The sequence below is a fragment of the Hoylesella marshii DSM 16973 = JCM 13450 genome (assembly GCF_000146675.1).
GTDB lineage: Bacteria > Bacteroidota > Bacteroidia > Bacteroidales > Bacteroidaceae > Prevotella > Prevotella marshii.
Window position 1 is genome coordinate 731,743 of record NZ_GL397214.1, and the last position, 14,176, is coordinate 745,918.

General features: G+C 41.0%; 12 protein-coding genes and 1 pseudogene. 7 read left to right on the forward strand and 6 right to left on the reverse strand.

Annotation, left to right across the window (positions count from 1 at the left end; all coding sequences use genetic code 11):
- Positions 1-10 precede the first annotated feature (10 nt).
- The 3 genes from nth to HMPREF0658_RS03120 form a co-directional block, all read right to left on the reverse strand.
- Positions 11-664 (reverse strand): endonuclease III, encoded by a 654-nt coding sequence (nth, locus tag HMPREF0658_RS03110; RefSeq protein WP_024990938.1) that lies wholly within the window; start codon positions 662-664, stop codon positions 11-13.
- A 98-nt stretch (positions 665-762) separates the two neighbouring features.
- Positions 763-1,650, reverse strand: a complete 888-nt coding sequence (gene dapA / locus HMPREF0658_RS03115) for a 4-hydroxy-tetrahydrodipicolinate synthase (protein WP_006948476.1) — start codon at positions 1,648-1,650, stop codon at positions 763-765.
- A 118-nt stretch (positions 1,651-1,768) separates the two neighbouring features.
- On the reverse strand, positions 1,769-2,941 hold the full coding sequence (locus HMPREF0658_RS03120; protein WP_139047704.1) for an acyltransferase family protein: 1,173 nt from the start codon (positions 2,939-2,941) through the stop codon (positions 1,769-1,771).
- Positions 2,942-3,581: 640 nt separating this feature from the next.
- Here HMPREF0658_RS03120 and HMPREF0658_RS03125 point away from each other — a divergent pair.
- From HMPREF0658_RS03125 to HMPREF0658_RS03150, 7 genes and pseudogenes are all read left to right on the forward strand, one after another.
- Positions 3,582-4,208, forward strand: a complete 627-nt coding sequence (locus HMPREF0658_RS03125; RefSeq protein WP_006948478.1) for a TetR/AcrR family transcriptional regulator — start codon at positions 3,582-3,584, stop codon at positions 4,206-4,208.
- Between the two features lie 7 nt (positions 4,209-4,215).
- A pseudogene (locus HMPREF0658_RS03130) lies at positions 4,216-5,352 on the forward strand (StlD/DarB family beta-ketosynthase).
- A gap of 239 nt (positions 5,353-5,591) precedes the next feature.
- The gene (locus HMPREF0658_RS11615; RefSeq protein WP_023925221.1) at positions 5,592-5,864 is read left to right on the forward strand and encodes a hypothetical protein; all 273 of its coding nucleotides are present in this window, start codon (positions 5,592-5,594) and stop codon (positions 5,862-5,864) included.
- A gap of 73 nt (positions 5,865-5,937) precedes the next feature.
- Complete coding sequence (locus HMPREF0658_RS03135; protein WP_018910187.1) at positions 5,938-7,269, forward strand: radical SAM/SPASM domain-containing protein; 1,332 nt, start codon at positions 5,938-5,940, stop codon at positions 7,267-7,269.
- 309 nt (positions 7,270-7,578) lie between these two features.
- On the forward strand, positions 7,579-9,597 hold the full coding sequence (locus tag HMPREF0658_RS03140; RefSeq protein ID WP_244860893.1) for an outer membrane beta-barrel protein: 2,019 nt from the start codon (positions 7,579-7,581) through the stop codon (positions 9,595-9,597).
- A 21-nt stretch (positions 9,598-9,618) separates the two neighbouring features.
- On the forward strand, positions 9,619-11,835 hold the full coding sequence (locus HMPREF0658_RS03145) for a peptidase domain-containing ABC transporter (protein WP_006948484.1): 2,217 nt from the start codon (positions 9,619-9,621) through the stop codon (positions 11,833-11,835).
- 1 nt (position 11,836) lies between these two features.
- Positions 11,837-12,322 carry a hypothetical protein gene (locus HMPREF0658_RS03150; RefSeq protein WP_004352882.1) on the forward strand — a complete coding sequence of 162 codons (486 nt, stop codon included), beginning with the start codon at positions 11,837-11,839 and terminating at the stop codon, positions 12,320-12,322.
- A gap of 297 nt (positions 12,323-12,619) precedes the next feature.
- Here HMPREF0658_RS03150 and HMPREF0658_RS03155 read toward each other — a convergent pair whose 3' ends face one another.
- The 3 genes from HMPREF0658_RS03155 to HMPREF0658_RS10885 are packed head-to-tail and all read right to left on the reverse strand — an operon-like array spanning position 12,620 to position 13,701.
- Positions 12,620-13,126, reverse strand: a complete 507-nt coding sequence (locus HMPREF0658_RS03155) for a DUF3408 domain-containing protein (RefSeq protein ID WP_004352896.1) — start codon at positions 13,124-13,126, stop codon at positions 12,620-12,622.
- Positions 13,114-13,428, reverse strand: a complete 315-nt coding sequence (locus HMPREF0658_RS03160; RefSeq protein WP_004352880.1) for a helix-turn-helix domain-containing protein — start codon at positions 13,426-13,428, stop codon at positions 13,114-13,116. The genes HMPREF0658_RS03155 and HMPREF0658_RS03160 overlap by 13 nt, the downstream gene beginning before the upstream one ends.
- Positions 13,429-13,431: 3 nt before the next feature.
- Positions 13,432-13,701, reverse strand: coding sequence for a helix-turn-helix domain-containing protein (locus tag HMPREF0658_RS10885; RefSeq protein ID WP_004352884.1), 270 nt, complete (start codon positions 13,699-13,701; stop codon positions 13,432-13,434).
- Between the last annotated feature and the right edge of the window lie 475 nt (positions 13,702-14,176).

Genomic DNA, 14,176 nt, shown 5'->3' on the forward strand with positions numbered 1-14,176 from the left:
TTGACTGTGGTTACTTTTCCAATTTAGAGCCCTCTATGAGCTTTGGACAGACATCATTTAGGTCGCATTGTGCACACTTCGGATTACGACTTATGCATACATACCTACCATGGAGCAACAGCCAATGATGCGCATCGGGGATGTCTTCTTGGGGAATATTCTTCATCAGTTCCTGTTCCACTTTCAATGGTGTATCAGCTGTTCGCGTCACAAGTCCCAATCGGTGACTTACTCTGTACACATGTGTATCTACCGCCATGGTAGCTTTTCCAAAAGCTACTGCTTGTATCACGTTGGCTGTCTTGCGTCCCACCCCGGGCAGTTTGATTAAATCTGTCAGTGTGTCGGGCACTTCACCTCCAAAGTCTTCAACCAACATTCGCGACATATCCACCATGTGGCGTGTTTTGGCATTGGGATAGGATACGCTCTTTACGTACTCTAATACTTCGTCATAATCGGCTTCGGCCATGGCTTTGGCATCCGGATAGGCTTTGAACAACGCCGGAGTGACTTGATTAATACGCTTGTCGGTACATTGGGCACTGAGCAAGGTGGCGCAAAGTAATTGGAAGACGCTACCGAACTCCAACTCCGTGGTGACCCGTCCTGTTTTCTTCCGAAAATAGTTGAGCACATACTCGTATCGTTGTTTTCTATTCATAACACATGCAAAAGTAATCATTTTCACATGAAAACGAGGAATCATTCATAAGAAAAGCCTTGAGGTTGCAGGGTGGATGTAGGAGCGAGTCCGACGTTTCAGTATTTCAATCCTTTCAATATGTCGGCTATTTTCTGAAGCGTGGTCAGGCGGGTGGGTACTAATGGCAATCGCAATACGTTTTCGATGAATCCCATCTCGTGAAGAAGCGCCTTTACTCCGGCGGGATTCCCGTCGACGAAGAGTAAGTTGTAAAGGTCGGTAAACTGATGATGAATGATTCGGGCTGCCTCAAATTCGCCGTTGAATTCCAAACGAATCATTCGCGAAAACTCTTTTGGCAAGGCATTACCGATGACGGAAATCACACCGACGGCACCACAGGCAATCATCGGAAAGGCAAGGGCATCATCACCACTTAGCACGTCGAAGTCATTGGGCTTATTTTTAATGATTTCGTCCACCTGTTCGAGATGTCCGCTGGCTTCCTTGATGGCCACGATATTTTCGCAGTCGTTGGCCAATCGAACGGTAGTTTCGGGTTGCAGGTTGATTCCTGTGCGACCGGGCACATTATACAAGACGACGGGTAGTTCCGTGGCTGCGGCGATGGTCTTGAAATGCCGATAAAGTCCTTCTTGTGAGGGTTTGTTGTAGTAAGGACACACGCTGAGTACTCCGCTAATACCGGTAAAGTCGCCCTGTTTGAGTTCCTCTACTACGGCTGCCGTGTAATTACCTCCACATCCCATGAGGATGGGTACCTGCCCTTTGACGTGTTCTACTACGAAACGCTTGATTTCTTCTTTCTCTTCGATGGAGAGACACGGTGTTTCACCCGTCGTAGCGAGTATGCAGAAGAAGTCTGCACCATGCAGTAGCTGGTATTCTATCAGCCGTTTCAGGGCTGCATAATCTACTTTACCCGCTTGTGTGAAAGGAGTAATCAGTGCGATACCGAGTCCGCGGAATATATTGTGTGCCATAAAAGTATTTTGACTGGTAATGAAACCTTTTCTGCAAAGATAACGTAATAATTCGGATTTTCCGTTTGTCCTATCAAGATTTCGTACCCGTGCTTATCAAATTGCCTTGCAGAACGGGTTATTTATTCTGCACGCCACCGATATTTTGCGCCGAGTCGACTAAAAGACGAATCAGCCGATTACGGTACAAAAAGGTGTTGAAAGGTGATAGCCATCTTTCGGTATGTAACGTCCTGACCAGCATTGCCCGTACAAAATCGATACCGAGACAAAGGAAAAAGACCGCAAGACAGTAACCAATCATCACAGGAAGAAAACTCCATGATGTGATAAAGTCAGTCTGTGGGATAAAATACCACACCCATTGGCGAAGTTCGGTATGGTCGTGTATAAGATAAACACCCAACACATAAGGAGAGAGTCGAGCCACACCGTACCACAATCTTCCTTTTAACTTGAGTTTGATAAAGGATATAAAGAGGCCTATGGAGATAAAGAAAGGCAGCCCGTTATAAGCTGTGGAGTAAGCAGAATACTTCATTTCGCCTCGCAGATAATGCAAATAATCGTATCCTGTACCACCTAAAAACAGCAAAAACAGGCCTATGAAGAATACAACAAGCCCCATTTTCATGGTGATTTTATGTTCTACACGCTTTATAAAGCCACCGGTGAGATATAGCAGAAGCATCATTGGGAGCGATGAACCGCCGATACCCATCACATCTCCGAAAGGAAAATGAATGGGGAAGTTCAGAAAACAAATCGATAATGCTACCAGAAGGAAGGCATATTGTCGATTGGAAAGTGGTCGAACCATCAGAGAGAGGAAGGGGGAAAGCAATAACAGACCTAAGTAGCAACTGATAAACCAATAAAAATAAGGCGGTATCATCAATATCGATTTAGCGATACTTCGCAAAGAAGTGACATCCGTCAGCAGATAACAGGCTATCGTAATACCCACAAGATAAAAGAACGTGAGACACCATAGCCGCTCAATTTTCCGAAACATCACCTTATATCGGTCTATCAAAAAATAACCGGTAATCAGAATGTAGCAGTTAACAGCAGCAGAAGCGATTGAAAGCATTCCCTTAATACACAGAAAATTAAATACGGAAGTGCCCGTGGTAAGACTCAAACAGGGGGTATCGGGAAAAGAAATCTTCAGTCCGTGTATCAGAAAATGCCAGAAGACAATGAGTAACATCAACACAACCCGTAGCACATCTATATTCACATTACGCTTGTTCATCCTACTTGCAACCATCGTCTTATCGTTTTTCATTCCTTCTATTTTTACGTTTGGTTTTAGCGTCATCAAATGCAAAGCCAACCAGCGAGTGCAAAATTAATTAATATTTTTGTAGAATACCTCTTTTGCAGTGTGAAAATTGAGCTTTGAGCTGTAAGCACTGAAACGAAGTTCGCTGTGCGAAGTAAAAGCAAAGTGTGACAGAATCGCACAAACGATACGAGTTACGCCGAGAAAAGATTCAAGATATTTGTATCTTTCAGATAACCAATAAAATAAGAATGAATAATGGATAAATGGGTTACGACTTGGAAACGAGCGAGTTTCTTTCTCCTTCTTTATTCTGCAATGCCTCAAAGAACACTTAAATTGATTGTGCAAAGATAATGCTTTTCTGATGAAAACAGTGTGCTTTTACGGAAATAAATAGGAAACACACCTAAAAAATAATCACATACAAAGTCTAATGGGAGGAATTTGACGGGATTTTCAGCCTAATTATTAAGCCTGCAAAAAATACCCAGAATCAACTCTTTTGCATTGCAAAATAAGAAAAATGAAACTTTTTGGAGAAAAATCCTCCGAAAAATTTGGCAGATTGAAATAATTTGCATAATATTGCACTTATAAACACAGAACAAACGTTCTGTTCTAATTCTAGTATAATGAAATAATGGAAAAACAAATAGATAAAGAAAGCATAAGCAAAAGGGACATTATCCTTAATGAATCGTTCAGGCTGTTTCTGAAAAAAGGTTATGCAGCAGTATCATTTTCGGATTTAGTGGAAGCTACTGGCATTTCTCGTGGCAATATGTTCCATCACTTCAAGAATAAGGAGGATATATTCAATCATGCCGTTGATAGGTTTGTATTTGAATTCTTGACAAATGATGCTACAGACTTTCTTGAACTTACAAGCTCTACACCATTAAAGGACTTCATTGATAATCGTGTAGAAAACATCGGTCGCCGTATGAAATCATTTTTTATAATGACAAAAGGCACAGTCACTCCTGCCAATTTCATGTCATTTATCTTGTATCTGAAAGACAACTATCCGGATTGGAAAGAGAAATTTCAAGAATACGAGAAAAGAAAGAGCCTTGAGTGGAAAGAGGTGATAGAGCTTGCCAAACAGAAAGGAGAGATTACTCAAACTGTGGAAACAGAAAAGATTATATCTTCCATTAGAAATATATATCTTGGATTGTCATACAGAAGTGCATTGAGCAGCCAACTTTCTATTTCCGAATTGAAAGAGCAAATATACACAATATACTATTTAATAACCAAATAATATTCCTATGGAAAAAGCAGCATATATCAATAGCGTATCGGCATATCTTCCTAATTCTCCCATCGCCAATGAGGATATGGAAGACTATATCGGAAAAATTGGTGGAAATCCGTCAAGGGTTCGTTCCATTGTCCTTAGACAAAATGGCATCAAAACGAGATATTACGGGTTGGACAAAAATCAAAGCCTAACACACTCGAATGCAGAATTGGCAAAAGAAGCCGTATGTGGGCTGTTTGAAAATGGAAATATTCCTGACGACTTGACCCTTTTGGCTTGTGGGACAAGCACACCCGATCAATTGCTTCCTTCCCATGCGTCTATGGTTCATGGAGAATTAGCCAACTATCCTATGGAAATATTTTCCTCTGCAGGTGTATGCCTTACCTCATTGCAGGCATTGAAAATATGCTATAGCAATATTCTTGCAGGACTGCATCAAAAAGCTGTATGCGTGGCATCAGAATTAACTTCACCTGCATTGGTATCCAAATTTTATGACCCGGAGTATGAAGCTACACATGACAATCCTGACAAAGACCCTTATATGGCTTTTGAGAAGGATTTTATGCGATTTATGCTTTCTGATGGTGCAGGAGCGGTATTGGTGCAAGATCATCCCGAAGGAATATGTCCTCTCAAAATCGAATGAGTCGATATGACTTCCTATGCCAACGAACTACCTACCTGTATGTTCATGGCATCAGAGTTGCAAGAAGATGGGCGGCTCAAAAGTTGGAAGGAGTTCTCTCCTAATGAGATTAAGGAACGTGCCGTGCTTGTTGGCAAACAGGACATTCGGCAGCTAAAGAAATACATCATCAAGTACTGGGTAGACCATATCGAAACCGTACTTGCCAAACATCATGTAAAAGCAGAAGAGATAGACTATATTATACCTCATGTATCATCAATGTTTTTCTATGAGAAATTAAATGACGAAATTGCTGCTCGTAACATTGCTCTGACAAAAGAGAAGTGGTTTACAAACCTTACTTCTGTAGGCAACATCGGTTCGGCTGCCATTTATGTCGGATTGGAAGAACTCATAAGGACAAAAGAAATTAAACGTGGAAACAAGATACTTCTTCTTGTACCGGAAAGTGGAAGGTTCTCGTATGGAACAGTGCTTCTATCTGTATGATAGTTAGCCTCTGTATTTATGAAGTCCCTTGCAAGGAGTTTGTAAAAAACAAAAGAGAACGGAATAAGAATTAAAGAATAACTTGCATTTAGAAAAAATAAAAAACACAAGCTATTAGCTTGGAAGTTGCAGTTATCTGCAATGCAGTAATTCCTACCGAATAACTCGGGAAACTGTATGAAATAAAGGACGCGGATTCGAAAAGCGACATGAGTAGAATTATATAAACACTACTATCTATGATAGAAAATGATTTTATCACCATTATTGATGGAATTGAAAATTTAGATTCTAACTTAATGGGAATGTTGCATGGAGGTCTTTCTAACAACATGAATGATTGCAATTGTGGCTCGGGAAATAGCAATACGGAACAAACAGAACACGGTAGTAACGATTGTACTTGTGGATCAGCAAACAGTAACAAGATTGCAGCTCCTTCTGATTGCACTTGTGGGTCTGCAAATAGTAATAGTGCACATTCAACAATAAGACAATTACAATTTGGATAATCTTTATTAGCCATATCGAATTAGTTGGATTTAGTCCTGTTGATTTGATATGGCTTTTTATATATTCTTAAATATGAGTGATTTTATTATTTCTAAGTATTGCATTCCTTTTTTATCATCAGATGAAAAAGCTTATTTTTATTTGTCAAACAACAATTCTCTACATAAAGTGAGTCGTAAAATTTATGACTCGGTCTGCGAATGTAAAAAAAATCCTTCTTCAATAAGCCGTATTCCAGAGAAGATTTTCCAAAAATTGAAAACAGTCAATATCATTACCACTGTTGAAGAAGAAACCAATTATTACCGTAAAATAAAGATGGATTATTTTATGGAAGTTTTCTCCCATCAAAAACTACTTTTAACAATAGCACCAACAAGCGATTGTAACTTTAATTGTCCTTATTGTTTTGAAGAGAACAAAAGACCCATAAGAATGTCTGATGCCGTAATTGAAAATATAATTCTTTTTATAAAACGTTACAAACATCTTGAATATCTATATATTACATGGTATGGGGGAGAGCCGTTAATGGCAATAGATATTATAGAAAAAATTCTGAATAGAATTAGTATCGAGATACCAAATATTAAAATATCTCATCATTTCCTTGTTACAAACGGATATTTGATAAATGAAAAGATGCTTTCTCTTTTTTCCAAATATCCACTTAACTCAATTCAAATCACATTAGATGGCAATAAACCACGTCACGATAATTTGAGAAAACTAAAAAAAAGTGGGTTGGGAACTTTTGATAAAATAGTTAGAAATATTGACTGTATTTTGAAAAGCATGCCTAGTACGCAAATTTCTGTTCGCGTTAATCTTGACAAGGATAATGTTGGAGATTTTGAGAATATCAGAAATGAGTTGCTTGAAAAATGGAGTTCTTATCCAAATATAACAATATATCCAGGCATATTACGAATAGAAGACACTGTAAACAAATGTATGGGATGTCAATCTTTATTACACGATGACGTTCGAGATTTGTTTTATGGATTAACAGAAGCCGTCAATTTCTATCCTGTTTTACAAGGTAAAGGGTGTTCGGCAACTCATCTAAACTCCTTTTTAATTGGTCCTTTAGGAGAGTTATATAAATGTTGGAATGAACTTGGAGATAGCAAGAAAATAATTGGTTATATTAACGATCAAGACTTCAAAAACAAAGATTTAATACGAAAATATGTATTATCAGCCAATTGTTTTGAAGATGAAAAATGTAAGGATTGCGAATTTATACCTATTTGCATGGGAGGATGCGCCTTTTATCGAATCAAGAATATGTTTGACAATGGGAATTTTGACATTTGCTCACTCTACAAAGATAACGGAGTAATAGAAAAATGTATTTGTTTACATTTGGATAAACTGAGGATTAAAACACCTTCTATCTGAAATTTTAATATAATCTATATGCAAAGACTATTTTTGTTCGCGTTCATGGTTTGCACATTTAGCAACATAAATGCGCAGTATTCTATTATTGGAAAAGTCCTCATCGAGAATGGTGACACCCTTGAATCCAATGTAGAGCTGTACACCAAAAGCCATACGGTTGTCTCTGCCGTACAAACACAGAAAGGAATGTTTTCATTCTCAAATCTCGCAAAAAACAATTTTTATTATGTGGTTGCATCACATGTCGGATATACTACTGACACAATAAAGATAGACCGCATAACAAAGGATCTGAACATTGGGACAATGTTCCTTAAAGACAGTCTTACTACGTTGGACGAAGTTACCGTTGTGGGAAGCAGCATAAGTTTTCAAAATGGAAGCAAGAGAATTTTCCCCAATGAATTTCAAAGAAACAGTCCTGACGCTATGGTTATGCTTGACAAGATGAACCTGTCGAGGATTAATGTTGACCCACTAACAAAAAGCCTGACACTGAACGGTGGCGGAAGCGTTAAGACATTGCTTAACGGAAGGGAGGTATCAGCCGTTGAAATTGCTGCACTTTCCCCGGAAATTATACAGCGCGTAGAATACCACGACACGCCGGAAGCACGGTATGGCAATGCAGACGTGGTCTTGGATTTTATTACCAAAAACGACCAAGTTGGCGCAAGGGTTTACCTTTCTTTGTGGCAGGGGCTTTTAACGAGTTTCGGAGAGGACTACATTTCCTTGAAATTCAACCGCTGGAACAGCCAGTTTTCATTAGACTACAATATGGCATACCGCAATTGGAAACACCTCAGCAGGGAATATGAAGAGGACTTTAATCTGCAAAATGAGAACTTTTCGAGAACCGAACTGGGGCATCCTGGACGATACAGATACGACAATCACAACGTACATTTCAATTACAACTATCAGGAGAACAAGAAAATAATTAACTTTTCACTGGGGACAGCCATCCAAAATGCACCGTATAAAGAGTGGAACAGTGATTTGCACTATAAAGGGACAGCACTCAACTTATACGACAATGCGAAATCATCGGCCACAAATCCTTATTCGCAACTATATATACAGTTGCCCATAGGAGAAAATCAACTATATGTAATGAATCTCTCTGGTCAATACAACAAAGGGAAATACAACCGTCTGTATCAGGAGGCAGACAACGAAAGTGAATCCAACCAATTCTGCAGTAATGTCCGTGAGATTCAAAAAGGCTATGCGCTGTCGCAATTATACGAGAACAGGCAGAATTGGGGAACTTTGACCATTGGAGCAAACTTCAACCAGCAGTTTACCAAAAGCGACTACAATTCAGTCCGAAACGATATGACACAGAAGCATCACACAGGCCAACGCCAGACCAACCTTTATTCTTATGCACAATGGGGAAAGGCATGGAGCGAACTTTATTGCCGAGTGGGCATTGGACTGAACCAGCGATGGATGCATGTGGGAGAACAAAAACAAAGCACCTTTACGATTCGTCCGATGCTATTCGTCCGTTATACCGTTTCTCCAAAAATCGAACTTCGTTATCAGGGGTCGGTCTCTAATATAATGCCTACACTTTCGGCTATTTCTGACTATTCACAGGATATAGATTTTATACAGATACAGCGAGGTAATCCTAATCTCAAGCCGCAGATTGATTTCTATAATGCGTTGGTATTCAATTATAAATTCACAAAAACAGCATTGGCTCTCTACTTGAATGAAACATATTCAAAGTCGCCAATCATGGAATGCACATATCTGGATAATGAAAAGGTGGTCAGAACCATGGAAAATCACAAGAATTTTCAGAACTATAATGCGGAATTTGAATATGGAGGGCAGCCTTTTGGCAATCTGCTGTCGTTCAAAGTTTATACCGGCTTAAAATTTTATAAAAGCAATGGCAACCAATACACTCACCGCAAAACAATACCCTACTATGGGGGTCAGGTTTCTGTTTACTATAAACAATTCACTATGAGATGGCAGTTTCGCAAGAATGTGCAGGACAGGTTTTGGGGAGAAACGCTTTATCGGTATGAAGACGGCCACATGTTGTCGTTTGGCTATCAGACAAATAAACTCAGCCTTTCTGCCGATGTGCTGAATCTGTTTTCTTTGAAGCATATTTCCGCACAAGAAAACTATTCAAGCGTGGCTCCTTACAAACGCTATGAATATCTTGATGAAACAAGAAATCTTATACGTTTAAACCTTACGCTGAACCTATCGTATGGTAAAAAATACAAGGAGGATTCAAAACGCATAAACAGCAACACAAGCAGTGAATCATCCGTCATTAAAGGAGAGAAATAATAATAATTTTTGATTTTAATAATGAGTTTTGCAATAAAACGACAGCGAGATGCTATGGATTGCGGTCCTTCCTGTTTGGCGATGATAGCCAAACATTATGGACAGCAAGCTGATAAGGAGCAATTGCGGAAAATCTGTTCCTTAGGCAAAGAAGGTGTTTCTCTTCTTGGTATCAGCAAGGCTGCAGAAAACCTCGGTTTCAAGACCATTGGAGGACGTTTGAGTTTTGAAATGCTATACCAAGAGGATCCGATGCCTTGTATTATACACTGGAATCAGAACCATTTTGTCGTTGTCTATAAGATAAAAAAGCACAATAAAGGAAAATATACCGTATATGTAGCAGATCCGGGCAAGGGACTTGTTACCTATACCAAGGAGGAATTCTGCGAGCATTGGGTTAGTACCAAGACAAACGGTGAAGAAAAAGGTATTGTACTGCTCCTCGAGCCGACGGAACAATTCTATGCTCAAAACGATACGAAAGCAGTGCCGACTCAAAGGCGAGTGAAATTCCTCTGGAGCTATCTCAAGAAATACAAGCGTTTTTTTACGCAACTCATTCTCGGTTTGTTACTCGGCTCACTCCTGCAACTTGTCTTCCCGTTCCTCACCCAAGCTATTGTAGATACAGGTATAGGGGGAAAGGATGTCGGCTTTGTGTGGCTGGTGCTGCTGGCTGAGATGATGCTCCTCTTTAGCCGTACCGCCATTGACTTTATCCGCTCAAAGATACTCCTGCACATCTCCACCCGTATCAACATCTCGCTCATCTCAGACTTCTTCATCAAGCTGATGAAACTACCGATGAAGTTCTTCGATACCAAGCTGATGGGCGACCTTTTGCAACGCATTGAAGACCATCGCCGTGTTGAGCAGTTTCTTACCTCAAGCAGTCTAAGTCTGCTTTTCTCTTTCTTCACATTTCTGATCTTCGGTGTCGTTCTTGCTGTCTATAATCTCGGCATCTTCCTTGTCTTCTTGTTTGGGACATCGCTTTACGCAAGCTGGATAATACTCTTTCTCAAAAAGCGTAGACAGTTGGACTACAAATACTTTGAGCAGGCAGGGCGCAACCGTAATGTAACCTACCAACTCATAGGAGGTATGCAGGAAATCAAGCTGCAAGGATGCGAGCAGCGCAAACGTTGGGAATGGGAGGACGTACAAGCCGACCTGTTTAAGGTCAATCTGCAATCGCTCAATCTGCAACAAGTGCAACAGGCAGGAAGCATCACCATCAATGAGGTGAAGAACATCCTCATTACCGTACTTGCAGCCACAGCCGTAATACACGGAAATATGACACTCGGTATGATGCTGGCGGTACAGTACATCATCGGACAGCTCAACAGCCCTGTGGAACAACTCATCCAGTTTATCTACTCATGGCAAGACGTAAGCATCAGCCTTGACCGCATGAACGAAATCCACACCGAGACCAACGAGGAAAATGTCGAACGGACACATACCGCCTATACGGACAAGACCACCGAAGGACATTCCCTCACGATAAAAGACCTATTCTTCAAATATGATATCTACAGTCCGAAAGATATTCTCTCCGACATCAATCTCTCTATTCCCAACGGCAAGGTAACGGCAATCGTGGGAGCGAGTGGAAGCGGAAAGACAACGCTCGTAAAACTCCTTTTGGGATTCTATGAGCCATTAAACGGAAGTATTCAGATAGGCAATGCCAATTTGAGTGAATACAACCTCGGCTGGTGGCGAAGCCAATGCGGTGCAGTGATGCAGGAGGGATATCTCTTCTCCGATACCATTGCGAGAAACATCGCAATATCTGACGATGAACCCGACATCGAACGTATTCGTCATGCTGCCCGTGTAGCAAACATCGCAGACTACATCGAAGCCCTTCCTTTGGCTTACAACACAATGATTGGACAAGACGGACAAGGTATCAGTCAGGGGCAACGGCAACGCATTTTGATTGCAAGGGTAGTCTATAAGAATCCGATGTTCGTCTTCTTGGACGAAGCCACCAATGCCCTAGATGCCAACAATGAACGAGCCATTACTGAAAACCTTTCGGAGTTCTACAAGGGAAAAACCGTTGTCGTGGTGGCACACCGTCTTTCCACCGTCCGCAATGCCGACCAGATAGTAGTGCTTGACGAGGGCAAAATCACAGAAGTGGGTACACACGAAGAACTCACGTCCAAACGTGGCAAATACTTTGCCTTAGTGAAAAACCAATTAGAATTGGGTAACTGATATGGAAAAACAGGAAAATAAACAGGAACGGAGTTTTGAGCTCCGCAGCGAAAAAGTACGCAGCATCGTGGGGCAGATACCCTCATCTCTCGTTCGTTATGGTATTACTGCCATAGGAGCTATTTTGCTTTTTCTGTTAGCCGTAGCCTATTTCCTGCCTTATAAACAAGTGTATTTGGGAACGGCTACCGTACACGGAGCAACAACCGCAACACCAGCGGACAGCACAGATATAACCATCTTATTAAAGTTCGAGAATAAACGCCCCGACAATGTAAACGGACAAATGATTTATCTGCAATCTCCCTATAGAACGTTTGCCGGGCAGATACAGGACCTTTCTTCCGTCCGTGACACATTGGAGCGTCAGGAAGCCCTTTGCCGTTTCAAGGTAACTGAGATAAAATCTGTGGAAAACCAGACGGTAGATTTCCAGATAACTCGAACATCGGGCAATCTGCTGCAAAAAATGCTTGGGGGAATATAATCCCATCACACATTCCTTATCTCTCTCGATAGTCAATGGTTAAACTCACTGCTTTTTCACTACTCTTTTCCTTGATTTATCGCTTGCCATATTCTCTTATTTTTGTTTTTCTAATCACGACTTTGGAGTGATTTAATCCTCCCTTCGGGGCAAGGGTCTTTGTGGTACAAATGGCAATTTGTGGTACAAAGACACACCTTGCTGATGTAGAAAATGGGATTATAAGCCCATGCCGTGTTACTGCATTCACTGAATACAGTAACTCAGCGTAGGCTTGCATTCGAGGAATGCAGTACTTCAGAGTTTCCGCCATCTTTCCACATCATCTTTGTATTGGTCGAGATGTTCTCGAAGCACCTGCTCCACATATCCAGAAACGCTTGCTCCCTGCTCACCGATTTTCCTCACCACGAAGTCCAACTTTCGTTGGGTTTCCTCTGATACATACACGGCTTTGCGGTGGCTGTTGCGAAAGGGCTGGAGATATTTCCCCTGAAACTCGGATAATTGCTTCCTGTCCTTTGTTTTTCCCATTCGTTGATAATTCTCTTCGATAGAAGTAGCCCTTTCCGTTGGTGACAACTCTGTTTCTTGATAGGACGGTTGAGAATAGTCCTTGTGGCTCTCCTTGTCATTTTGTTCCTCAACTTTAACAGGCTCAAATCTTTTCTTTTCCTCTTCATAATCTATCGGCTGGTCAAAATCGGGCAACTCTTCGGGCTTGCGGAGCTTAACGCCATAATTGCCCATATCTCGAAGGGCTTGTTCCAGACGTTGTTTCCTTTGTTCATCTATTCTTGCCATAATTTCTTGGGTATTGCGTTATAATGTCTTTCGAGCATAGCTTGTATGTCGCTTTGCCTGTAAAGTATCTTGCCTCCGATTTTGCAGTAGGCTATCGTTCCGCTGTCCCGATAGTCCTGAAGTGTGCGGGTACTCAGACGTAACAGACTGCAAACCTCCTCGCCAGTGAGGTAAACCTCTCCGCCTAACATCGGTCGGGCTGTAGAACAATAACGCTCCAGTTTCTTCAAAGTACCCTCCATCAGTTGTGCAAACATCTGCATTTGAGGGTCTTGCTGTGTAATGATTTCATTCTCCGACATAATTCATTCATTGTTTGCGTTCAGTAAATTTGTGATGTCACTCTCCTTGTAATAACATTTATGCCCAATGATGGAAAAGGGTATTCTGCCTGTATCCCGATAAGATTGCAGGGTACGTTTGCTGATGCCGAGTCTGCGACATACGGCTTCGTTGTCGAGCCAATCGTCCTTTTCGGGCGGATTGCCGATGAGTTGTTCGATACGATGAATAAAGTCTGCAAAGTCGGAGCTGTGCCGCTCCCACGCTTTGCGGTCGATGATAATGAGTTTCATTTCCTTGATTTTGTTTTGATTACTTTATTGTTACTCGGCAAACGAACTAATATGCAGTCCATTGCCGTACTTATTGAGTGCAAAAGTAAACCCTCGGAAGCACCGCTGCAAGAAATGAGGAAAAGCAGGGAAATAGAAGGAAGAGAAGAGAAGTTAGTCTATCAGTCAGAAAAGCTCCTAAGCTTTCATTAAAAAGCTCTTAAGCTTTTTGTAAATTACTTATAAGCTTTTGTCAGATTACTTATAAGCTTTTTATAGATTGCTTATAAGCTTTTCATAGAAAGCTCCTAATCTTTAAGCGCAAAGGCTGGTAGCTTTCCCCATCAGATTTGGAGTCGCCGCAGAAAAACTCTTATGTTCTGTATAAGAATGGTATGATTGCGGTAATGAGAAGAGGTGCCGGTTCTTTCCTTTTATCACATAGCAATTATTCTCTCGACAGTTCGATAGTTCGACAAATCGATATGTAGAACTA

Excerpts from the sequence above, each read along its gene's own strand:
- nth (WP_024990938.1), bottom strand. The coding sequence starts at position 664 with ATGAATAGAAAACAACGATACGAGTATGTGCTCAACTATTTTCGGAAG.
- dapA (WP_006948476.1), bottom strand. The coding sequence starts at position 1,650 with ATGGCACACAATATATTCCGCGGACTCGGTATCGCACTGATTACTCCT.
- HMPREF0658_RS03120 (WP_139047704.1), bottom strand. The coding sequence starts at position 2,941 with ATGAAAAACGATAAGACGATGGTTGCAAGTAGGATGAACAAGCGTAAT.
- HMPREF0658_RS03125 (WP_006948478.1), top strand. The coding sequence starts at position 3,582 with ATGGAAAAACAAATAGATAAAGAAAGCATAAGCAAAAGGGACATTATC.
- HMPREF0658_RS11615 (WP_023925221.1), top strand. The coding sequence starts at position 5,592 with ATGATAGAAAATGATTTTATCACCATTATTGATGGAATTGAAAATTTA.
- HMPREF0658_RS03135 (WP_018910187.1), top strand. The coding sequence starts at position 5,938 with ATGAGTGATTTTATTATTTCTAAGTATTGCATTCCTTTTTTATCATCA.
- HMPREF0658_RS03140 (WP_244860893.1), top strand. The coding sequence starts at position 7,579 with ATGTTCCTTAAAGACAGTCTTACTACGTTGGACGAAGTTACCGTTGTG.
- HMPREF0658_RS03145 (WP_006948484.1), top strand. The coding sequence starts at position 9,619 with ATGAGTTTTGCAATAAAACGACAGCGAGATGCTATGGATTGCGGTCCT.
- HMPREF0658_RS03150 (WP_004352882.1), top strand. The coding sequence starts at position 11,837 with ATGGAAAAACAGGAAAATAAACAGGAACGGAGTTTTGAGCTCCGCAGC.
- HMPREF0658_RS03155 (WP_004352896.1), bottom strand. The coding sequence starts at position 13,126 with ATGGCAAGAATAGATGAACAAAGGAAACAACGTCTGGAACAAGCCCTT.
- HMPREF0658_RS03160 (WP_004352880.1), bottom strand. The coding sequence starts at position 13,428 with ATGTCGGAGAATGAAATCATTACACAGCAAGACCCTCAAATGCAGATG.
- HMPREF0658_RS10885 (WP_004352884.1), bottom strand. The coding sequence starts at position 13,701 with ATGAAACTCATTATCATCGACCGCAAAGCGTGGGAGCGGCACAGCTCC.